The sequence below is a fragment of the Sphingobium sp. WR1 genome (assembly GCF_059693745.1).
Map to the genome: position 1 here is coordinate 88,193 of NZ_JCATID010000015.1, position 21,500 is coordinate 109,692.

Consider the following 21,500-nt stretch of genomic DNA (forward strand, 5'->3'; position numbering starts at 1 on the left):
GCACTTGCTCTCCTTGTCGTCTTTGCCGGAAATTTCGGGCGGACATTGAGCCACCGCCCACGCGCTAGGCACCTGTCCTTCAGAAGGATCGCGGCAGCCCCAGGCTTTCCGCGATGCCATTGCGCACCATTTCGTTGGTGATGGGACCGATGCGCCACAGGCGGCTGTCGCGCCAGTAACGCTGCATGTCGGTTTCCGCCGAATAGCCCATGCCACCCAATATCTGGATGCCCATGTCCGCCGCGGCATTGGCGTTTTCGGAAGCCATGAGCTTGAGCATATTGGCCTCGACGCCGACATTCTCGCCCCGGCTCTGCTTGTGCGCGCAATAATGCAGCATCAGTTCGGTCGTCTTCTGCATGGTCGCGATGTCGGCGACATAATGTTGCAGGCTCTGGAAGCGGCCGATGATCCCGCCAAAGGCCTTGCGCTGTTTCATATAGTCGAGCGCGTCTTCCAGCACGCCATCGATGACGCCCAGGCAGAAGGCGCCTACCATGATGCGCTCGTTGTTGAGCGTGGGCAGCAGCATGTACCAGGCCTTGTCGGGTTCACCCAGAACATGCTCGTCCGCGACGAGCGCATTCTCGAAATGAACGGAGCAGCTGCCCATCGACCGCATACCCAGCTTGGCCAGTGGCGTGATCGTCACGCCCGGCGTCTTCGTCGGCACCCAGAAGAGGGTCAGGCCCTGACGCTTCTTCTCGACGCCCCTGTCGCTTCGCGCGATCACCAGCAGATAATCGGCGACATGGGCAGAGGAGGACCAGATCTTCTCGCCATTGAGCCTCCACCCGCCATCGACCCGGTCAGCCGTGGTGGCCATCGCGCCGAGCAGGTCCGTGCCGCCGCCCGGCTCGGTGAAGGCGATCGCAGCCTTCAGCTGGCCCGTCGCGATCAGCGGGAGATATTTCGCTTTTTGTTCGGCCGACCCGTAAAGCCCGATGGATTTGGACCCTGCAAAGCTGGTGATGCCCCATATCCATGCCAGTCCGCCCAGCGACCGGGCCAGTTCCCGCGCCAGCAGCATCTGCATGACGACGTCGCCGCCCTGCCCGTCATAATCCTCCGCTATGCCGACGCCGTGGAAACCCGCTTCGGTGAACTTGTCCCACAGCGCAAAGGGATAATGATGCTCGTCCTTTTCCAGCGCGCGCGCCCAGTCCTTGGGCACTTCGCTGTTCACCCAGCGGCGCACCATGTCGCGGAAAGAGCGATATTCTTCGGGCAGTTCGAAATCCATTGTCAATCCTTTTGGAGTTGGTCCAGATCGCCGCCCGCCATGGCCTCGGCATCGCACAGGGCGATCAGGCGCGCCGCCATCCGGTCGAGGCAGGCCAGCACGCCATCCTGATCGCCCGCCAGAAAGGCCTGCAGTATCGCCTCATGCTCGCGGAGGCCGCTTTCGCGGAGGGTCGTGATGCCATGCAGAAAAATGAAGCGGGCGATCAGCCCGCGCCGGTCCAGCGTCGACCGCAACAATTCACGGCTCTCCGAGGCCTTGATGAAGATCGTGTGGAAATCGAGCCCGGCCATGATCGCGGCCATATATTCGCCGCTCGCCAATGCCGCGCTATAGCGCGCGATCGCTCGTTTCAGCGTCCGGATCTCCGCAGCGCCGATGCGGGGCATGCCCCAGGCATAACCCAGCCGCCACAGTTCGGCCTGCACGCGGATCAGGTCGCGGGTCACGTCAGGGTCGATCGGCGTTGCCCGCTTCAACCGGTGGGTTTCGACTTCGACCAGCCCTTCGGACGCCAGTGTGCCCAGCGCTTCCCTGACCGGCGTCGCGCTGACATTCAGGTCCTGCGCCAGCGCCGTTTCCCGCAGCAGCGCGCCGGGCGGAATGACACCCGCCACGATCCTCGATCGCAACACCGCCGCCACGGCCTGGCGCCGCGTCGCCGGGGATTGCAAAATCTCGGGCGAGTCAAGCCGTTCAAGAGCGGATGTCCAATAGACCATGGATGTATCCTGCGATTCCATATTCTATAGAATGCAGCACGGTGAAACGGTCCGTTCCTCTCCAAGGATAGGGTGTCGGGACAGCGAACCGCTATAGGGCCGCTGCATGAAATGCCCGAAATGCAAAACGCCGCAGAACGGTTATGGCGGGTGGTGCCGCGCTTGCGGCCATGCTGGCGGCAATGTTCGCCGGGCGATGCTGTGGACGTTGATACCCACATCGATCATCGCGGCCCTGTTGCTCGCCCGAATCGGCTATGCCGAAGTCACGCGGCAGGGCAGCAGCCGTAACAGCTACAGTAACGCCATCGAAACCCAGAATGCGAGCGGCCGCAGCGCTGCCTTTGCCAAGCTCATGCATGATGCAGGGCAGACATGCTCGCGCACGTCCAAATCCCTGTTCAGGGGAGATATCGGCACTAACGCGGCCTGGGCGCTACGCTGCGAGGATAGCGGCGACTGGCTGGTTCTGATCGCGTCCAACGGCGCGACCCGCATCGCGAGCTGTGGTCCGCTGAACAAGGCCGGGACGCCTTGCTGGACCCAGCTCTAGCGCCTCGGCTTTTTCTGGAGTCGACGCTCTCCGATTGCAGTCCGGGTAGGCCGGTCAGCCGAACCCCTCCCCGCTCCGCCACCAGCGAAAGCCGCGCGCGGCCCGCATCATCATATCCCATCCCTGCGTGCTGGCCGCTGCAATGGCGGCGGGGTCTGCTCCCAGACCGGCGAACGTGCGCTCGATCATCTCGTCGATATAGGCGCGTGGCTCGACCGACCGGAGCATCAGGCGCCGCCGCGCCTCGATCGTCATGCCGACGATCAGATCCACTGCCACGTCGATCGACCGGAACTGCATCTGCCCGCCATCCCGCGCGGCCTTCAGCGCATCGCGCACCAGCAGGTCGAACATGCTCGCCCGCGCGAAATAATCGACATAGTCGACGCGGCAGGTAAAGCCGCCCCAGCGCGGATCATGCCAAGCCCGCGCCATCGCCATCACCGCGCCGCCGACCGCCCGGACCAGCGGGTCCGTCACATCGTCGAACAGCCTGCGGAAATCGGCAATCAGGTCCGCGGTCATCCGCTCGCCCAATTCATTCACCGCAGCGTCGAGGGACTCGAAATATTTGTAGAAGCTGCCGCGCGATACGCCCGCCGCGCAAATCACGTCATCGATCACCAGACTACCGCTGCCCTGCCCCGGCTGATACAGGTCGAGCACGGCGTCCAGCAGCCGCTCGCGCATCCGGGTGCGCCTGATCGCGGCCGCCGCCGTGCGCGGATCGACATCAGCGGGAGCAGGCGCGGCGTCGGACATCGCTTCCCTATTGCATCGGGTGGAAATAGCGCGCAAGCAGGCTGCCATCCTCGCCGAATATATAATGTTCGATGCTGTGCACGCAGACAGGATGCCCGTCATATTCACCTTCGTTGCGGACATAGATGACGGCTTCGTTGCCGCTCACCTTCACATCCTCGACGAACAGTTTCCATCCGACATATTGCGCGCACAGGGCCTCCAGCTTGTCCCATCCTTCCTGCACCGGGCCGGTGGCCGGGTCCTGCACCTTGAATCCGCCCGGCGCGATTGCGCGGAAGGCCGCCATGAAATCGTCGATACGGCCCTCGCTGAACATCTCGGCCTGGGTCTTCAGGAATGTCGCGATTTCCTGTGCGGTCGGTTGTGTCATGATATGTCCTTCTCCTGTCATTTCGGTTCCGCCCAGATCGGGGCCGGCGTGATGTCGGGCAGCAGGGCGATATTGGATCGCAGGCCGGTAATTGCCCGGCCATATAGCTCGATGGAAAGCTGTCCGTTCAACGCATTGTGACGGGTGCCGACGCTCAGGTCGCGCCAGATCCGCTGCAAGGGGCTGGAAAGGGCGAAGGCGCCCGGCCCGGCGATATCCATCAACCGGTTGCCCGCCGCGCGCAACAATTCCATCGCATAGCCGCAATCGGCCTGGATCCGCGCCTTGTCGAAGCCGGTGAGTACGCGGTGCTGCGCGGTTTCGTCCAACATCCCGGCGGCACGGCGCACATGCAACCAGGCCGAATCGATCTCCATCGCCGCGCGGCCGGTCATGCCGACCAGAGCCTCCGAACCGCTCTGCCCGGCATAGGTCCAGCCCACTATCTGTCGCCTGGGCATCGCCTGAACCACGCCTTCGAGCAATGCCGTCGCCGCGCCCAGCATCGGCGCGAGCACGCCCAGCGGGAATAGCGGCTCCATCGGCCATCGGTCGCGCGGTTCCAACCCCTCCATCGCCAGGATCGCCTCGGCCGGCGGCGTACACGATGACCAGAGGATCAGTTCCTCCGGCACGAGCAGATCCCGCGCGACGATCATGTTGCTGCCGGAACCGGCCATGCCAGCGACATGCCAATTGTCCTCGATCGAACAAGCAGGGTCGCGCAGATCCAGAAATACCAGAGCCGGTTCAACACCCCCATCCGTTTCGATCATGACGCCGTTCAGCGCCCAATCGGCGTGCAGGCACCCCGATCCATAACCCCAGCGCCCCGACACGCGATAGCCGCCCGACACCGCAACCGCTTTGCCCGAAGGCGCGGAGGCACTGCAAAACAGTTCCTCGCCGGTCTGGAACAGCCGCTCCGTCATGGCCGGCGGCAGCGCGAACGCCGTTCCGGTAATTCCTGACAGCAGACCATAGGCCCAGGCAGTGCCGACGCAGCCCTTGGCCAGTTCGGCAACTGTCTCGATATGGGTGGTCAGCCTGTGGCCTGGCCCACCGGCGCGTTCGGGCGCCGTGATTTGGAACAGGCCGGATGCGCGCAACGCCTCCATCACCGCCGGAACGATCCGCCGCTCGCGTTCGCACGCGGCGGCATGGTTCTCCAGCAAGGGCCGCAGCGACGCGGCGATGCCTACGGGGTCGGCCACGAAGGCCACGGGCCGCTTGTGCGCCGGAGGTTCTTCTACCGTTTCAGATCGCATCCGAATCATCGCTCCTTGCCGTTTCCAGATATAATGACGTTATTGTCATTATATGGCAAGCACGTGCGGGCGGTCCTACCCGTCCCACCGTCCTGCGGACCGTTGCATTTTCGTTTCGACGCGACCTGCCTCCCGATAGGCTGTAAGCCGACGCTCCTCTTCTAGGGTCCGCGCAATCGCGACAGCGCCGATAAGGCCGGCTCCAAGAGAGGACTTGCACCGATGCGTAAAATCGACCTTCCGCCCTTCGACCGCGCGGCTTTCGCCGAGAAATATGGGCCTTGGGCCATCATCGCTGGCGCGTCCGAAGGGACCGGCGCCTGCTATGCGGAACAGCTGGCCGCCATGGGCATCCATCTGGTGCTGGTCTCGCGTCGGCAGGAAGCGCTCGATGCGCTGGGTCAGCGGCTGGCAACCGAGCATGGCATCGAATATCGTGCCATCACCGCCGACCTCACCGAACAGGGCGCCGGAAGCCGACTGGTAGAGGCGACCGCCGATCTGGACATCGGCCTCTACATATCCAATGCTGGCGCGGACGGCGCAGGCAACAGTTTCTTCGGCGAACCCGTCGATCGCTCGCTGCGGCTGCTGACCATGAATGCCGCCAATGTGCTGGAAGCGGTGCATGGCTTTGGCAATCGCTTCCTGAAGCGCGGCAAGGGTGGCGTCGTCATTATGTCGTCCGGCGCGGGCCTTGGCGGGCAGCCCTGGCTGGTCATGTATTCCGCGACCAAGGCGTTCGAGCTCAACTTCGTCGAATCGCTCTGGGCCGAGCTGGAAGGACAGAATGTCGATATCGTCGGTATCGCGGCCCCCATCATGGATACCCCGACCCTGCGCCGCGCGACCGAGGGGCTGGGAATGGATTATTCCATGGCCTATGATCCGGCCGATGTCTGCGCGCTCGCCCTTGCCAGCCTGGGCAAGGAACCGTTGGTGATCGTTCCCGATGGTCCGGACGAGGAGAAAATCCCGCAGATCCAGGCCGACCGCAAGACCCGCCTCGTCGCGCTGGCCGAATGGGGCAAGGCCTATACTGCCGCGGCGAACGGCTGACCGGGCAAAAAAGGGGAAGAGGTAATGACGGATCAGGTCGACGTCGTCGTCATCGGCGCAGGACATAACGGCATGGCCGCCGCCGGATATCTGGCAAAGGCCGGCAAGAAGGTCGTCGTGGTGGAGCGTCTGGCCAAAGTCGGCGGCATGACCAGTTCGGGCTATATGATCCCCGAAGCCCCCGACCATCTGGTGACGCCCTGCGCCGTCGAACTGCTGTTCGCCCGTAAATCCGGCATCATCGAGGATTTCGACCTGCCCAAATATGGGCTGCGCACGGTCGATCCCGATCCGACCTACGCCTATCTCCATCCCGACGGCAGTTCGATCGCGCTCTTCTACGACTATCACCGCACGGCGGAGGATATCGCCCGCATCAACCGCAATGATGGCAAGGCCTATCTGGAGTTCATGAAGACGCTGAACGTCATGATGGACATCGGTTTTCCGCTAATGATGGCGGAGCCGGGGCGGCCGGACGTGAAGAACCTGTCGAAGATGATCGGCAGCGCGGTCCGCAATGTCCGGTTGAAGGATGAGCTGGTCGCCATGTCGAAGGCGACGGCGGACCAGATCGCCTGCGAACGGTTCGAGCATCCGGCGACGATCGCCCTGCTGCTGGGCATCGCGGCGGGGGCGGGCCCGGTCGATGACGACGGCAATGCCGCCGCCTACATGATCTTCGCCGTCACCCACAAATATGGCACTGGCAAGCCGATCGGCAGCCTGCAATCCTTCTCCGACGCGCTCGCGCGGAGCATCGAGGCGTCGGGCGCAACAATCGAACTCAATGCGCCCGTCGCGGAGATCATCGTTGATGACGGCGCGGCAAAGGGCGTGCGGCTGGAGGACGGCCGCGCCATCCGCGCGAAGATGGTCATCGCAACCTGCGATCCTCGCACGGCCATACGCCTCACGACGCCCGGCGGCGTACCGCGGGCGCTGACCCAGCGGATCGAACATGCCCCGGCGAACCGCTCGAACGCGGCGCCCTTCCTTGCCAATATCGCCATGTCCGGGGCCCTCCGCCTGAAGAAGCATCAGGACTTGCGGCATGACGACGCCGATCTCAACAAGGCGGTCGGCCTGATCGGCACGCCGGAAGAAGTGCGCGAGTCCTTCGCCATGGCGCGGCGCGGCGATATCCCCGATCGGCACGCCATGTCGCTGAGCCCATTATCCAATTCCGACCCGACGCAGGCGCCTCCCGGCGGCTCGCTCGCCTATGTCTATCTGCCGGGCGTGGCCGTGGACGCGCGGGAGGGCTGGTCGCCCGCGCTCAAAGACCGCACCATGACATCTGTCGTCAGTCATCTGGGTGAATTTTACGACGGCCTGGACACGGAAGTCGGCCGCTTTGTCGAGACCGCGCGGGAGCGGGAGAAGCGGCTCAACGTCACCAATGGCTGCGTGACCCATATCGATTTCGGCGCGCTGCGTTCAGGCATCCATCGCCCGGCCACCGGTTTCGGCGGCCCCAAGCCGCCCTTCCCTGGCTTCCTGATCGGCGGCGCCGGCGCGCATCCGGGCGGGGGCGTGTCCGGCATTGCTGGGCGGATCGCCGCCAACCGCGCGCTGCGCGAACTCAAGAAGATCAAATAAGCGATGTCGAGCAAACCTAATCCTGTCGGCATCCCCGCCCATCTGGACGATGTGACGGCGCAATGGCTGACCCAGATCATGCAACCGCGCTATCCCGGCATCGTGGTCGAGGGGATGGAGGAGGTATTCCTCCGCAACAGCCACACCACCAAATATCAGGTGAAGCTGACCCTCAACGACGTCGGCAAGGCGGCCGGCATCCCCGAAAATGTCTGCCTTAAAGCCAATTGGGCGCAGTTCGACAGCCAGGGCATCTGTCGCCTCGAAGCGCGTTTCTACGAGGATTTCCGCCGCCACGTCGCCTTCCCCGCCCCACGCTCCTATTTCGAGGCATGGGATCCGCGCCCCGACAGCGGTCAGGGACTGGTCGTGATGGAGGATCTGTCTATTGAAGGCGGTCATTTCGGCATCAGCACCGACCATATGGGCGTGGAGGAAGCGGCGCGCGGCGTCGCCAGCCTGGCGCGCATTCATGGCGCCTTCTGGGACAGTCCGGTCCTTCACGCGGCCGACTGGCTGCCCGTCTCCATGGCGACGCCGGTGGACACGCAGCAGCTGACCATGATGTACAGCTTTGCCGAGCAGAACCATGCCAAGCCGGACTATCAGGCATTCCTGCCGGGCTGGATCAAGGGCGATCTCTCGCGCCTGCATGGAGTCTACAATGCCCTGATCGATTTCGCGCAGACCAAGGAACAGGGCCCATGGTGCCTGGTCCATGGCGACAGCCATCAGGGCAACAGCTATGTCCGCCCCGATAGCGAGCGCGTCTGGCTCGACTGGCAGCTCGTCCGCAAGGGACGGCCGATCCGGGACTTCACCTATTTCGTTCTGGGCGCCCTCACGATCGAGGAGCGGCGCGCCCATGACCGGGAACTGCTGCGCCACTATCGGAACTGCCTGGTCGAAACGGGGGCGCTGAGCGTGCCGGATGACGACACACTCTGGGAATATTATCGCCGCTGGCCGCCCTATGCGATGCAGGCGTGGATCGCGAACATGGACGAATGGGGCCAGAAGGGCATGCACATCGTCGAGCGCATCTTCGTGGCGGGCGAGGATTTGGGCACGATCGCCGCGCTCGGCGTGCAATTTTGACGTAAGGATGATCGGATGACCGACACCGTCACGGCCTTCCGCGCCAATGTTCCGCAGGCGGCACTGGACGATCTGCGCGTCAGGTTGCGCCGTACGCGCTGGCCCGAGGCGGAGACGGTCAGCGACTGGAGTCAGGGCGTGCCGCTGGCGGCGCTGCGCGATCTGTGCGCCTATTGGGTGGACGGCTATGACTGGCGGCGGTGTGAAAGTACGCTCAACGCCCTGCCACAGTTCACGACCTCGATCGATGACCTTTCCATTCACTTCATCCATGTACGCAGCCCCCGGCCGGATGCGCTACCGCTGATCCTGACCCATGGCTGGCCGGGATCGGTACTGGAGTTTCTGAAGGTGCTCGGACCGCTAACCAATCCCGCCGCCCATGGCGCGCCGGACGCGCCAGCCTTCCATGTCGTCATCCCCTCGCTGCCAGGCTACGGCTTTTCGGACAAGCCGACGGCCGCAGGCTGGGGCGTCGAGAGGATCGCGCAAAGCTGGATCCAGCTCATGCGCCGCCTCGGTTATGACCGTTTCGCCGCGCAGGGCGGCGATTGGGGCGCGGCGATCACAACCGCCATCGCTATGGCCGCGCCGCCCGAATGTATCGGCGTCCATCTCAACATGCCGCTGGTATTCCCGGAGGAAAGCGACTTTGCCGACCTGACCCCGGCCGAGGCCAGAACGGTCGAGCGGATGCAATATTATCAGGAGCATGATTCCGGCTACGCCAAGCTACAGGGCACCCGACCGCAGACGATCGGCTATGGGCTGGCGGACTCGCCCGTAGCGCAAGCCGCCTGGATCTACGAGAAGTTCCAGGCATGGACCGACAATCGGGGCGTGCCGGAGAATGCGCTGACACGGGACGAAATGCTGGATGTGATCAGCCTCTACTGGCTCACCAACAGCGGCGCGTCGTCCGCGCGGCTCTATTGGGAAAGCGCCAATGCGTTTCAGGCGCGTCAATTGGACCTGCCGGTCGGCGTCAGCATCTTCGCGCAGGAGATTTTCCGTCCATCACGGCGCTGGGCCGAACGCAGCTACCCGCGCCTCATGCATTGGAATGAGCTGGATGCCGGCGGCCATTTCGCGGCCTTCGAGCAGCCGGCGCTGTTCGTCGCGGAATTGCGGGCCTGTTTTGGCGCGATGCCAAGATAGCGCCTGCCGCAATCTCCCTACCACCCGGCAGGCTCGACTCGTCTTCCGTCGATCAAAACTACCTCCGCATCGGGATCGTGCCGGATGACTGCACAGATGCAGAGCGGCGGCGCGGTCCAAAAGAGAGAGGATAATGCATGAGCAAGCCTGCCGTCGCCCCCCTTGCCGTCATCGATCGGCATCTTGTCCCCCGTCCCTATCCCGCCCGCACCGCGTCCCTGCCCCACGGCCGCTTCACGCCGGACGCCGCATGGCTGGGATCGTTGTTGGCCAACAAATATCCGGGCGTCGTCGCGCAATCGATGGAGGTCGTGCAGCTGTTCGACAGCCACACCACCAAATTGCGCATCGCGGTGGACTGGAACGAGGCCGGACGGGCCGTCGGCTTGCCGCGCAATCTGTGCGTCAAATCGAACTGGTCGGGCATGTTCGACGATGTCGACATCCATGCGCTCGAAGCGCGCTTCTATCATTTCCTGACGGACAAACTCACAGCCAAGACAGCCACATGCTATTATGCCGACTGGGACGATGACGGCTCGGCGCGAGGCTTCATCGTGCTGGAAGACCTCATGGATCGGGGCGGCACGTTCGGCCACTCGACCCAGCATGCCGGTGTCGACGGGGTCGCGACCGCGCTGGCGGACCTGGCAAAGCTGCATGCGGGCCTGTGGGAAAGCCCGTTGATCACGCCCGAAGCGGCGCCCTGGCTGCCGACATCCATGGCGGTGCCGGTCGATTATGACCAGGTCCGCATCATGTGGCACTGGATCGAAGAGAATCTGAAAGACCCCAATTTCCGCGCCATCGCGCCCAGACATTATCTGGACGACGCGCGCAGGGTCGAGCGCGCCTATGACCGGCTGGTCGCCTTCGAGCGCGCCTTCGACGCGCCCTATTGCATCATCCTGGGCGACTGCCATCAGGGCAACACTTACATCCTGCCCAATGGCGAGCGCATGTGGGTCGACTGGCAACTGGGCCGGCGCGGGCGGCCATGGCGCGACCTCACCTATTTCACCGTCGGATCGCTGACGATCGAGGAGCGTCGCCAAAATCATCGCGACCTGATCGCCCATTACCGCGACTGCCTGATCCGGGAAGGCGCGACCAATGTCATCGACCTCGACACCATCTGGAAGGAACAGGTGCCGCGCTGGGTGATGTACGGCATCCAGGCGTGGGTGGCGAACATGGACTATTGGGGCCAGAACGGCCTTCCGATGAACGAGCGGTTCTTCGCTGCGGGCGAAGATCTGGGCAGCTGGAAATTGTTGGGCGAATGACGATCATGCCCCTGCCGCGCTCGAACCGCGGCAGGGGCATCGATTTAACGGCGGCGTTTAGGCGCGGTCAGGCGCTGCGCGGCGCCATGAAGGACGCGATGCGCGGCTGAACGCGCAAGTCGGCCGGCACATGGTCCGGCCCGATGCGCCGATCGATTTCCTCCTCGAACCAGTAAAGCGCGCGCTCCTGATAGCCGGCCCAGATCGAAGGGATCGTCCCGTTGCGCAGCGATTGCTGGATATTTTCGAACAGGCACAAATCCTCGGACAGGATATGCTCGGTCGCCGCGCGCATCCCCTGCCAGTAGAGCTTGTCCTCCTCGCTGTCGGTCGCCCATCCCATCTGGCGCACTTCCATGACAGACCGATCGGACCCCATCGGCCAGAAGCATTGCAGGTTGAACCCTACCGGATCGAGCGAGAAAAATGTGTTGGGAAAGGTCGGCAGCGCAACCGTATTTTCGAGGAAAACCGGCGCGATGTCGTCCGGTTTGACCGGCGGGGTCTTGAACAGCGACTCCCCGCCCTTCTTCCGCGTTCCGAACCGCATATGACCGCCTTCATAAAGCGCGATCACGAAACTGCGCGAATCCAGATGCGGCGCTAATGTCGTGGGATGGACCGTGTTGACATGATAGATCTCAAGGAAATTATGATAGGCAATCTTCCAGTTGCACGCCATTTCGACGAAGAAATGATCCTTCACCACCATGCGTTCCAGCGGATATCCTTCCGTCAGCGCCACGAATTCTCCCAGGAAATTCTGCAACGGCTCAGCGTCATCATCGAAATTGATGAAGATGAAGCCGCGATAGGTATCGCACTTCACTTCGATCAGACCGTTTTCCGCCTTGTCGAGACAAGCGAAATCATGCTGGCTAGGAACCGATTTGAGGGTGCCTTCAAGGTCGTAGCCCCAGGCGTGATAGGGGCAGATGAAGCGCATGGCGCGCCCCTGTGGCTCAAGCAGAAGCGGGGAACCGCGGTGCCGGCAGGCATTGTGAAAGGCCCGGATTCGACCGTCCTTGCCGTGGGAGAGAATGACCGAGCGGTCCAGATGCTGGAACAGGCGGTAGGAACCGGGTGCCGGCAGGTCGGATGCAATGCCGGCCAGCAGCCAGGTGCGATTCCAAAGCATGTCTTTTTCCAGCGCTTCGAAACGCGGGTCGGTGTAGCGGCCGGCTGGAATCGGAGGAAGGGCCGGAAAATCGCTGGGATGCTCGGATCGCTTCAACTGCTCCTCCATCGTCCGGTTGAGCAATTCCAACGCAGCTTCACGCATAGCTCTCTCCTGTAAAAGCCCGCAGGCTCCGTTTCAATCAGACTGGCCACATCACGGTTCAAGGAACCTGCAATTGGATAGGGTCATCACTGTCATAGTCCCGGCAAGCTGATAGCCCTCTGCTCCGATGAGTATGCTTATGGCCTTGAAACATCCTACATCCACGGACGGAATCACCGTCGATTATATCAATCAGCTACTGGCCACGGCGGGCACGGGCGCAACCGTCACCGACATGCGCATCATCGACGCCAAAACCTATGGCGAGCAGATGGTGTCGACGGCGGGGCGCGTGGCAATCGAGGTCGATTATAGCGATGACACGGCCCCTGACCTGCCCAACCGCCTGGTGCTCAAGCTGACCCGGGCGGTCGATGAGATCATGGCCCCCTTCTACGCCAATGAAGTGGCCTTCTACCGGGGCATTCGGCCGGAACTCGCGATCGAGGCGCCGCGCTGTTTCGGTGGCGACTTCAATGCCTCCACCACGCATTTCGGGCTGTTGCTCGAAGATCTGGGCGTGCGGGGCGCGACCTTCCCCAATACCACCATGCGGACCGGGCCGGACGATGTGCGGGCCTTGCTGGATCAGCTGGCCCGGCTGCACGCGCGCTTCTGGGAATCACCCCGCTTCGGCGCGGATCTGGCCTGGGTCGAAACCCATGTCGAAGGCGCGGTCGCAACGATGATGAATGAACTCGCGCCCGCCTATATCGCGCATGAGGTCGAGACGGAAAATTTCAAACGGGAAATGGTGCAGCGGTTGCGCACGACGCCCGACAGGCTGCTTGCAGGGGTGCAGGCGGTGCAACGACATCAATCGACCCTGCCTCAGACGCTGCTGCATGGCGACACCCATCTCGGCAACAGCTACCGCCTGCCCGACGGAACGGCGGGCCTGCTCGACTGGCAGCTCATGGTGCGCGGCTACGCGATGCACGACGTCAACTATATCGTGACCACCGGCCTTTCCATTGCGGACCGGCGGGCGCATGAGCGCGATCTTCTGGGCTATTATCTGGATCGCCTGGGGCAGGAAGGCGTCGCACGCCCTCCTGCCTTCGACGATGCCTGGGCTGAATATCGGCGAACCCTGATATGGGGCGTCTATATCGGCTGGCTGACGACCCCCGTCGTCAATTATGGCTGGGAGATCAACGTCATGAACCATCTCCGGCTGACCACCGCCTATGAGGATCTCGAAACCGCAAAGCTTGTCGACGCGCTGTTTTGACGGCGCTGACCGACTATAACTGATTGCTCCCCGATGCGGTAAACAGTCGCTGAAAATCGACCATCGTGGGCTGATGCGCGGTAAAACCGCCGTCCACCGGGATCATTGCGCCGTTGATGAAGCGGGACTCGTCCGACGCCAGGAAGGCGACGACATGGGCGATGTCGCGCGGGCTGCCCAGCTCCGGGTTGAGATGATGGTCGAGCAATACATCCTTGACCGCTTGCGGCGTCGTTTCGACGGCCGTCTCGCTGAGGACGAAGCCGATGGCGATGACATTGGAGCGGATGCCCTGCTTGCCATATTGGGTCGCAAGGAAGCGGCTGAGGTTGATGAGCGCCGCCTTGGACGCGCCGTAGGCCGTGAGCGTCATTTCCCCCAGCAGGCCGAAACCGGACGCGGAATGGATGAGCGACCCGCCGCCCCCCGCGATCATAACCGGCAGCGCATGTTTGCACAGCAGCATCGGTCCCCGGGCATTGACGGCAAAGGCCTTGTCCCAGGCGCCGGTGTCGAGATGGACGACATCGCGATCGAGCCGGCGCTGCTCGGTCGTCTGATAGGCGGCATTATTGTGGAGTATGTCGATCCGCCCGTGCCGGCCCGCGATCCGCGCAACCGCAGCGGAAACGCTGTCCTCGTCGGTCAGGTCGAACGTCTCCGCTTCGGCACGGAGATTCTTGCCGCGCAACGAATCCGCCGCCGCCTCCACCCGATCCGCCAATATGTCGGAAAGGATCACGGTCGCCCCCCTCTCGGCCAGCACGGTCGCCACCTCCAGGCCGATGCCCTGCGCCGCGCCCGTCACGATCGCTACGCGACCAACCAAGGATCCCACCATTTCGCTTCCTTCTATCCACGTGACAAACGCTGAGCGCCAACCAGCGATACCTAACCGCCTAGGGCGGATCGAAACAATAGGCGCAGATCTTGTTGCCGTCGGGGTCCAGCAGATAGGCGCCATAGGCGTGGGGCACGGCGCCGCGGGGCCCCGGCGGCCCGGCATCCTCGCCGCCCGCAGCCAGACCAGCGCGATGAAAATCATCGACCGCGCGGCGATCCGGCGCCTTCAATCCCAAAGTCGCACCATTGCCGCATGTCGCCGGGCCCTGAAGCGGGCGCAGGATCAGCAATTCGGGCACCCGTCGCCCATAGCCGACGCCCTGATCCAGAAACGGACCGAGATTGACGATCCCCAGCGGCGCAAGCACCGCATCGAAGAAACGGGCGGACCTTTCCAAGTCGTTGCTGCCAATGCAGATATGCGTGAAGATGCCCATCCCGCCCTCTATCTGCTCAGTGCGCCCGGCTCATGCCTTCCAGCATATCGGCGACATAGGGCGTATGATGAACGATCCCGCCATCCACGCCGATCACCTGCCCGGTGATGAAGGCCGCGCCATCCGACGCCAGGAACAGCACCGCACCGGCAATATCCTCCGGCACGCTCTCGCGCGGGAGCAGGACATGCCGCTGGATCATGGCGATCTGCTCAGGGGTCATCATCTCCCGGGCCAGCGGGGAGAGCACGAGGCCCGGCGCGACCGCGTTGACCCGGATGTTAAACCGGCCGAACTGCACCGCCGCATTGCGGGTCAGCGCGTTCACGGCTGCCTTGGACGCGGAATAGGACGGATTGTTGATGTCGCCGGTCAGCGCCACCCCGGTCGAGGTGTTGATTATTGAGCCGCCGCCGCCCGCAATCATGTGCGGCGCGACCGCCTTGATCATCAGCATCGTGCCCCGCGCATTGACATGAAAGGCGCGATCCCAGGTCGCGGCGTCGAGATCGAGAAGCGAGCCATCGGCCGCCATCTGCTCCAGCCGCGTGTCGGCGGCATTGTTGTGGAGGATGTCGATGCGCTGATGCTGCCGCATCACATCTACGACCAGCGCCGTGATGCTGTCCTCCTGTGCGAGATCGAGGGCCATCCCATGTGCCTGCCCGCCCGAGGCCCGAATAGACTGGGCGACGGCTTGCGCCCGTTCAGCCGCAATATCCGCCAGGATCACCGTCGCGCCGGCCCTTGCCAGGGCCCGTGCGCAGGCCTCCCCGATATTGGCCCCCGATCCGGTGACGATAGCGACCCGTCCCGATAAATCCGTCATGGGCATCTTCTCTCCTGTCTGTCATGGGCGCGGCACCATCGGGCTTCCGCCGCAGCGGGACGCTGCCACGGCAGGTGCCCGGCGATACCTAGACAAAGATAGGTTTGGCGGAATTGATAAGCCGCGCATCTATGGCGCTTTTCAAGCGGAGAGCCCTTTATGAGCGTCACCATCTTTCAACTCGACCGGTCCCGCTCTGAACGTGCGGTCTGGTTGATGGAGGAAGTGGAGTGTCCCTATGACATTCGCTTCTTTGCGCGGCTGGAAATACTCGCGGCGGAGCCGGCCTACAAGGCTTTGCATCCGCTGGGTTCTTCGCCAGTGATCGAGGCCGACGGACAACGCATCGCCGAAAGCGGGGCGGTCATGGACTATCTCGCCACGACGCAGGGGAACGGTGCGCTCCGCGCCAATCCCGGCGACTCCGACTATGCTGACTATCTTTTCTGGTTCCATTTCGCCGAATCCTCCCTGATGCCCGCGCTGGTGACGGAGATCATGGCAGAACGGGCAGGCATCGCGCAGGATCATCCCTCCCGCGTCGCAGGTCGGGCTCATTCGGCGCGCCTGCTGAAACTTGTCGACGACCGGCTGACGCATGCCCCCTATATGGCGGGCGACCGGTTCACGGCGGCCGACATCATGATGACCTTTCCATTCACCACCACGCGATTGTTCATGTCCGTCGACGTGGAAGGGCATAAGAACATCGCGGCCTATGTCGGGCGGATGACGGCGCGTCCGGCCTATTGCCGGATGCGCGCCATTGTCGACCATCCCCCGGTCACCTGACGGATCAGCGCATCGCCAGCTTTTCCGCGCCGCCCGTGCGTACCCGATCTCCCATATGCGCACGGGCACGCTCCTCCTCCGCCAGGCCAACGGCGGTCGGATGCTGGACATCGTCCTTGGTAAGGCGGGGTGTCGCAGGATCCCATTGAGTGATGCGTATCCCATCAGGCTGGAGCAGGCCGTTGGTCGCCAGCAGGGTGTCGGCGCCTTGCCACGCTTCCAGGGCCGCCGCCGGATCGTTGATCCTGTAGATCGCGACATAGCGATGGTCGGGCGTCATCGGGATCATCTGGCCAAAGGTGCGAAAGGTCAGGAAAGCAGCCGATTTGACGCCGGGTCGAACGGCCGCTTCACGAAAATAGTTTTCCGCATAAAATCGTCTGAAATGGTCGTCGCTGTCCGCAGGCGGGTTCAGTTCCTCCAGGATGACGCCGCCGGAATGCCCGACGTCCGGATCATTGTCCTGAAAGAGCAGCGGATAATAATGAAAGTCATAGAGCAGGCTGTCATCGATGGCGTCCGATACCTGCATCCGCGACGTCAGCGCATTGTCCAGATGCTCGCGACTGAAGCGCACCGGATCGAATACGTCGTAGAGGGCGAGATATTGCCAGTCGAAGCCTTCGGGCGGACAGGGTTGCTCCCCGGCAAGCCGGAAACGCTGTGCCGTGACCGATCCCCGGAAACGCAGCGCATCGCGAATATGGATGTTGCTGTACCAATCCTCCATATCGGCCTCCCGGCCCGGAACGGCTTTGGTCAGCACGACCAGCACGGCATCGATCATCGCTTTTGCCTTTCCTCTCCTGATTTCTGTTCTCTCAGTCCTGCCGGACGGGCGGCGCGAAAGGCGTCGGCGCCCCCATCGTCGCCCGATAGGACAGGGGCTGCTTCCCGTCCGTATCCCTGATGCCGTACCGCTCCCCCAGTTCCGCGCCGATCAGCGCCTGGCCCGAAAGGGCGGCAAGGTCCGGGTCCTGCGCCAAGCGATCGAGGACAAGGCCTGAAAATTCCGGCGTTTCCCAATGGGGCATGGCGGCGCGTAGGTCTTCGGGGATCATGTCGGGCGGCATGGCCTTCACCGCGTCGGTCAGGATGAAGCCCGGCCAGAGAGACACGACGGATACACCGTGCGGCGCAAGATCGACCGCCATGTCGGCGGTCATCTTGTCCGTTCCCGCCTTGGCCGCGCCATAAGCCGGCCCGTGGAAATAGGATACCGCGCCATAGAAGGAAATGCTGGCGATCAGACCCCTGCCCGCCGTCACCATCAACGGCGCGGCATGATAGGCCGCGACATAGCTGGAGCGCAGGCCGACCGCGATCATGTCCGCGAGCCTCAGCGGCTTTTCCCAGAAGCCGCCCGGCGCGACCAGATCGAGCCCGTAAACGGCGGTGGCATTGTTGACGAGCAGGTCTAGCCTGCCATCCGTCCGCTCGGCCAGTTGCGCGAACGCTCTTTCGACCGCATCATCATCCCGGTGATCGCATAACAGCGAGATGCCCTTGCCGCCCGACTGTTCGATTTCTTCCACGACCGCGGCAAGCTGCACCTGATCGCGTCCCGTGATCGCCACCACATGACCGCGTGAAGCCAGGCCCCGCGCCATGCCGCGCCCCAGCCCGCGCGTCGCACCTGTCACCAGCACTATCTTTTCGCTCATGTCCTGCTCCTTTCCTCAATATTGACGTCGCCATGAGGGACAGGGACTGACCTGTCCAATGGCAAAGGCGCGACCGCCTTCAGTCGGAGCGCGTCGCCGGCAGGACGACATGGCGGGCGGCCTCGCCCAGCGCGGTCGGTCCGAACAGTTGCAGCCGCCGACCCTCGATGGTCGCGAGCAGAGCGATGAGCGCGGCGTCCTCCTCCGGTCCCGCTTCAAGGATATACGCTTCCAGCGCCTCGGCGGCGTCGGCCCAGCGGTCGAAGCGGCGGCCGAGCAGGGCGGACACATCGGCGATGTTGCGCGCCACCATGACCGCCCCATGATCATCGGCGCGCTGTACCCATTCGATCAGTTCGGCGACCTGCGCCTTGTGCATTTCCGCCGCCTCCCCCGTCACCGGCAACGTCCCGAGCGTATCGACCAGCTTGGCCAGCAGCGGCGCATTGTCGCCCGTGCGCTGTTCCAGCGGCCGCAGTTCGGGCAGCGCATCGCCGGTCAGGTGCGACAGCGCCAGCAAGATGGAGCGGCGCAGCGCGAGATCGAACATGAGATAGACCGAATGCGGATCGCCGGGGCATGGCTTGCCGACCGTCCCGGTGAACTGCATCGTGCCGAGCAGCGAGAATTGCAGGACGTGGAAAACCACCGCGTCATGATCGACCGGCTCGCCCGTCGCTTCCTCATAATAGCGGACCAGTTCCGGCAGCGGCGCACCCAGCGGCTCATAGCTGTTGCGCATCCCCATGGTGGCGATGTCGACCAGCGGATCGCCGATCATCGAAAATTCGAAATCGTAGAGCTTGGTCATCGCCCCCTGATCGACCAGATATTGGCCCGAATCGAACTGGATGAAGCTGGCGCGATCGCGGTGCCGCGGTACATTGCGGCGCAGCCAGCCGATGACGAATTCCAGCAACGGCTCGGGTCGACTCTTCGTCCGCCGATAATGCGGCATATAGGCATCCAGACCGACCAGCGCGATCGCCTCTGCGCCCTCGGGCCGATGCACGCCAGCGGCCATAAAGGGTTCGACCGGCAACCGGTGCATCGCGGCGACGGCCTGCATATAAACGCGGCCGATAGCGCTTTTCGTCGCGGCATCGAGCGCCGAGAAATCGCGCGTCCCTTCGATCGCCTCCATCACGATGCAGGGCGGATCGGCGAGATAGCCGTAAATCTCCGGCACCGGCAGCCCCTGGCCGTGCAGCACGGCGATAACATCCGCCTCGCGCTTGAGGTCGGGGAAGATCGATACGTCGCCGCCCCGGTCGCCGCGCAGGTGCAGGCGGCGGACCGTCCCTTCCCTTTCGACGTCGATGAACCAGGACGGGCGCCAGCGGACGAGGCGTTCAAGCCCGACGACCTTGCCGCCGGTCAGTTGCTCGACAAAGGCGGTGATTCGGCCGACCCCGGCATCGTCATAATTGTTGAGCGGCGCGGCAGTCGTCACTGCCCGCTCTCCCCGGCGGAAAAGGCCTCGGCCACGGCGCGGGTGTCCATATATTCCTTGCCGGATACGATCTGCCCGTCCCGGATGATCAGCAGATTATGATAGTCGTTGCGATAGACCCGGTCCGGAAAGACCATCTCGCCCCGGACTTCCACAGCCACCCGATCCCCTTCAGCGGTGATCGCGATCACCTCGGCCGTGCGCTTCTGCGCGCTCAGCAGTCCGCCCTTCACGCTGGCGATGAAGTCGGCCCGGCTCATGTCGCCGTGACCCAATATCCACCACTGGCAATCGGGATGCTGAAGCGCTTCGATCGTCTCGACATCGCCCTCTTCCACGGCCCGCATATAGCGGCGGGCCACTGCCTTGTTCGCCTCGATATCGCTCATCACCCTCTCCGATGCTTCTATGCCGAATTCGCCGACGGTCGTGGCGGACTATTGCCCTTGTGCAGGCGCAACCGCCGTCAGGAACCCTATCCATGGGCGGGTGGCCCTGGCGCGATCGCTCCACAATCTCGCTCGTACAAGAAAGTGGAGGGGGAGAGCGCATGACGACCAAGAGCATGACGATGAAGCTATGTACCTATATGGGCGCAATAGCCGGGACGATGATGTTCGTTGGCATATGGCCGGTCGCGCACATGTTCCCGCCGCTCGACCCGTCCATGCCCGCAGCAGAGGTCGCAGCCTATTATCGCAGCCACCAGATCGGCATATTGGCGGGCGCCATCCTGATCGCCTCTTCTTCCGTGCTGTTTTTCCCCTTCCTCGCCGCGATCGCCACCTTCATGAAGAAGATCGAAGGGCCGATTGCGCCCTTGACCTGGGCCTTCGTGATGGTCGTGGCCTTCGGCTTCGTCACCCTATTCTTCGCCGGGTTGATCTTCACGGCGGCCGCCTATCGGCTCGACCGGCCGGACGCCGTCGTCAGCACGCTGAGCGATATCGCCTTTCTGCTGTTCGTCATGCCGGCCGTACCTGCCTTCGTACAGAATCTGCTGACCGGCTTCGTCATTCTGGGCGATCGCCGCGCGCAACCCATCCTGCCGCGCTGGCTGGGCTATATGAACCTGTGGACCGGCGTGCTGCTGCTGCCCGGACTTGCGATCGGCCTGTTCAAGACCGGTCCCTTCGCGTGGAATGGCGCCCTGGCCTTCTGGCTGCCTGCGGTCGTGTTCGGCATCTGGTTCAACCTGATGATTGTCGCCATGCTCGGCGCGATCAAGCGCGACGCGCTGGGTGGCGAATAATGGCGGCGTCGCAAGCGGTTGCCTCGTCTCCGCGCGGCCATGTGCCGGGCGAGGAAGGCGTATGGGTGTTCATCGGCGGCGACCTCATCGTCTTTGCCGTCTTCTTCGTCACCTATGCGCTCGCCCGGCAGCAGGAACTGGCGCTATTCGAAAGTGCGCAGGCGCTGCTCGACCGGCGCCTTGGCCTGCTCAACACGCTGCTGCTGCTGACCAGCAGCCTGTTCGTCGCGCAGGCCGTCGCGGCGGTCCGCCGGGGCGACGACAGGGCGCGCCGGTTGCTGCTAGGCGCGATCCTGCTCGGCAGCGGCTTCGTCATCGTCAAGGCGTTCGAATATTCGGCCAAGATCGCGCAAGGCTTCACGCTCAACAGCAACAGTTTTTCGATTTATTATTATATGTTTACCGGCATCCATCTGGTGCATGTGCTGATCGGGCTAGGCGTGCTGTGCTTCACCTTGTCGCGCTTCGACCGGGCCGGCCGGATGCAGGGGGGCGTCGCCCTGATCGAGGGAAGCGGCGCCTTCTGGCATCTGGTGGACCTGCTCTGGATCATCCTCTTCGCGCTCCTCTACCTGCTCTAGGAAAGCTGT

At 63.4% G+C, this 21,500-nt stretch carries 23 protein-coding genes; 10 read left to right on the forward strand and 13 right to left on the reverse strand.

Annotation, left to right across the window (positions count from 1 at the left end; translation table 11 throughout):
- Positions 1–79 precede the first annotated feature (79 nt).
- Positions 80–1,243, reverse strand: coding sequence for an acyl-CoA dehydrogenase family protein (locus AC58EF_RS17285; protein ID WP_497277597.1), 1,164 nt, complete (start codon positions 1,241–1,243; stop codon positions 80–82).
- 2 nt (positions 1,244–1,245) lie between these two features.
- On the reverse strand, positions 1,246–1,965 hold the full coding sequence (locus AC58EF_RS17290) for a GntR family transcriptional regulator (protein ID WP_228227155.1): 720 nt from the start codon (positions 1,963–1,965) through the stop codon (positions 1,246–1,248).
- A gap of 106 nt (positions 1,966–2,071) precedes the next feature.
- On the opposite strand from AC58EF_RS17290, the gene AC58EF_RS17295 reads away from it, so the two are divergent.
- On the forward strand, positions 2,072–2,518 hold the full coding sequence (locus tag AC58EF_RS17295; RefSeq protein WP_231736686.1) for a hypothetical protein: 447 nt from the start codon (positions 2,072–2,074) through the stop codon (positions 2,516–2,518).
- Positions 2,519–2,572: 54 nt separating this feature from the next.
- Here the strand turns inward: AC58EF_RS17295 and AC58EF_RS17300 are convergent, their stop codons facing one another.
- Genes AC58EF_RS17300 through AC58EF_RS17310 form a run of 3 tightly spaced genes read right to left on the reverse strand, consistent with a single transcriptional unit; the run spans position 2,573 to position 4,921 of the window.
- A complete protein-coding gene (locus AC58EF_RS17300) occupies positions 2,573–3,280 on the reverse strand; it encodes a TetR/AcrR family transcriptional regulator (protein WP_497277598.1) in 708 nt (235 codons plus the stop codon).
- Between the two features lie 7 nt (positions 3,281–3,287).
- On the reverse strand, positions 3,288–3,653 hold the full coding sequence (locus AC58EF_RS17305; RefSeq protein ID WP_009823784.1) for a nuclear transport factor 2 family protein: 366 nt from the start codon (positions 3,651–3,653) through the stop codon (positions 3,288–3,290).
- A gap of 17 nt (positions 3,654–3,670) precedes the next feature.
- Positions 3,671–4,921 (reverse strand): acyl-CoA dehydrogenase family protein, encoded by a 1,251-nt coding sequence (locus AC58EF_RS17310; protein WP_497277600.1) that lies wholly within the window; start codon positions 4,919–4,921, stop codon positions 3,671–3,673.
- A gap of 222 nt (positions 4,922–5,143) precedes the next feature.
- On the opposite strand from AC58EF_RS17310, the gene AC58EF_RS17315 reads away from it, so the two are divergent.
- From AC58EF_RS17315 to AC58EF_RS17335, 5 genes are all read left to right on the forward strand, one after another.
- Positions 5,144–5,980, forward strand: coding sequence for an SDR family NAD(P)-dependent oxidoreductase (locus AC58EF_RS17315; protein ID WP_422247291.1), 837 nt, complete (start codon positions 5,144–5,146; stop codon positions 5,978–5,980).
- A 24-nt stretch (positions 5,981–6,004) separates the two neighbouring features.
- On the forward strand, positions 6,005–7,582 hold the full coding sequence (locus tag AC58EF_RS17320; protein ID WP_497277601.1) for a phytoene desaturase family protein: 1,578 nt from the start codon (positions 6,005–6,007) through the stop codon (positions 7,580–7,582).
- A gap of 3 nt (positions 7,583–7,585) precedes the next feature.
- Positions 7,586–8,680: a phosphotransferase gene (locus AC58EF_RS17325; protein WP_497277602.1), complete on the forward strand. Its 1,095-nt coding sequence runs from the start codon at positions 7,586–7,588 to the stop codon at positions 8,678–8,680.
- Between the two features lie 15 nt (positions 8,681–8,695).
- Positions 8,696–9,838, forward strand: coding sequence for an epoxide hydrolase family protein (locus AC58EF_RS17330; RefSeq protein ID WP_497277603.1), 1,143 nt, complete (start codon positions 8,696–8,698; stop codon positions 9,836–9,838).
- 137 nt (positions 9,839–9,975) lie between these two features.
- Positions 9,976–11,124 (forward strand): protein kinase family protein, encoded by a 1,149-nt coding sequence (locus AC58EF_RS17335; RefSeq protein ID WP_497277604.1) that lies wholly within the window; start codon positions 9,976–9,978, stop codon positions 11,122–11,124.
- Between the two features lie 67 nt (positions 11,125–11,191).
- Here AC58EF_RS17335 and AC58EF_RS17340 read toward each other — a convergent pair whose 3' ends face one another.
- Positions 11,192–12,406 carry an aromatic ring-hydroxylating oxygenase subunit alpha gene (locus AC58EF_RS17340; RefSeq protein WP_497277606.1) on the reverse strand — a complete coding sequence of 405 codons (1,215 nt, stop codon included), beginning with the start codon at positions 12,404–12,406 and terminating at the stop codon, positions 11,192–11,194.
- 139 nt (positions 12,407–12,545) lie between these two features.
- On the opposite strand from AC58EF_RS17340, the gene AC58EF_RS17345 reads away from it, so the two are divergent.
- Positions 12,546–13,640 (forward strand): phosphotransferase, encoded by a 1,095-nt coding sequence (locus AC58EF_RS17345; protein ID WP_497277607.1) that lies wholly within the window; start codon positions 12,546–12,548, stop codon positions 13,638–13,640.
- Positions 13,641–13,653: 13 nt separating this feature from the next.
- Here the strand turns inward: AC58EF_RS17345 and AC58EF_RS17350 are convergent, their stop codons facing one another.
- From AC58EF_RS17350 to AC58EF_RS17360, 3 genes are read right to left on the reverse strand one after another with little or no spacing between them, the layout of a single operon-like run.
- Entirely contained in the window at positions 13,654–14,481 is an 828-nt protein-coding gene (locus AC58EF_RS17350; RefSeq protein ID WP_009823794.1) for an SDR family NAD(P)-dependent oxidoreductase, read from the reverse strand.
- Positions 14,482–14,539: 58 nt separating this feature from the next.
- Positions 14,540–14,920 carry a VOC family protein gene (locus tag AC58EF_RS17355; protein ID WP_497277608.1) on the reverse strand — a complete coding sequence of 127 codons (381 nt, stop codon included), beginning with the start codon at positions 14,918–14,920 and terminating at the stop codon, positions 14,540–14,542.
- Positions 14,921–14,936: 16 nt separating this feature from the next.
- Positions 14,937–15,749: an SDR family NAD(P)-dependent oxidoreductase gene (locus tag AC58EF_RS17360; protein ID WP_422247297.1), complete on the reverse strand. Its 813-nt coding sequence runs from the start codon at positions 15,747–15,749 to the stop codon at positions 14,937–14,939.
- Positions 15,750–15,908: 159 nt separating this feature from the next.
- Here AC58EF_RS17360 and AC58EF_RS17365 point away from each other — a divergent pair, with 159 nt between their 5' ends.
- A complete protein-coding gene (locus AC58EF_RS17365; protein WP_497277609.1) occupies positions 15,909–16,541 on the forward strand; it encodes a glutathione S-transferase family protein in 633 nt (210 codons plus the stop codon).
- A gap of 4 nt (positions 16,542–16,545) precedes the next feature.
- On the opposite strand, the gene AC58EF_RS17370 is transcribed toward AC58EF_RS17365, so the two are convergent.
- The 4 genes from AC58EF_RS17370 to AC58EF_RS17385 all read right to left on the reverse strand — a co-directional run bounded on the left by AC58EF_RS17370 (position 16,546) and on the right by AC58EF_RS17385 (position 20,047).
- Positions 16,546–17,328 carry a hypothetical protein gene (locus AC58EF_RS17370; protein WP_497277610.1) on the reverse strand — a complete coding sequence of 261 codons (783 nt, stop codon included), beginning with the start codon at positions 17,326–17,328 and terminating at the stop codon, positions 16,546–16,548.
- A 34-nt stretch (positions 17,329–17,362) separates the two neighbouring features.
- A complete protein-coding gene (locus AC58EF_RS17375) occupies positions 17,363–18,205 on the reverse strand; it encodes a dehydrogenase/reductase SDR family member 1 (protein ID WP_497277611.1) in 843 nt (280 codons plus the stop codon).
- Between the two features lie 79 nt (positions 18,206–18,284).
- A complete protein-coding gene (locus AC58EF_RS17380) occupies positions 18,285–19,658 on the reverse strand; it encodes a phosphotransferase (RefSeq protein ID WP_497277613.1) in 1,374 nt (457 codons plus the stop codon).
- Positions 19,655–20,047 carry a nuclear transport factor 2 family protein gene (locus AC58EF_RS17385; RefSeq protein ID WP_009823801.1) on the reverse strand — a complete coding sequence of 131 codons (393 nt, stop codon included), beginning with the start codon at positions 20,045–20,047 and terminating at the stop codon, positions 19,655–19,657. The genes AC58EF_RS17380 and AC58EF_RS17385 overlap by 4 nt, the downstream gene beginning before the upstream one ends.
- A gap of 161 nt (positions 20,048–20,208) precedes the next feature.
- Here AC58EF_RS17385 and AC58EF_RS17390 point away from each other — a divergent pair, with 161 nt between their 5' ends.
- Positions 20,209–20,910, forward strand: a complete 702-nt coding sequence (locus AC58EF_RS17390) for a hypothetical protein (RefSeq protein ID WP_009823802.1) — start codon at positions 20,209–20,211, stop codon at positions 20,908–20,910.
- The gene (locus AC58EF_RS17395; protein WP_009823803.1) at positions 20,910–21,491 is read left to right on the forward strand and encodes a cytochrome c oxidase subunit 3; all 582 of its coding nucleotides are present in this window, start codon (positions 20,910–20,912) and stop codon (positions 21,489–21,491) included. The genes AC58EF_RS17390 and AC58EF_RS17395 overlap by 1 nt, the downstream gene beginning before the upstream one ends.
- The last annotated feature ends 9 nt before the right edge of the window (positions 21,492–21,500 follow it).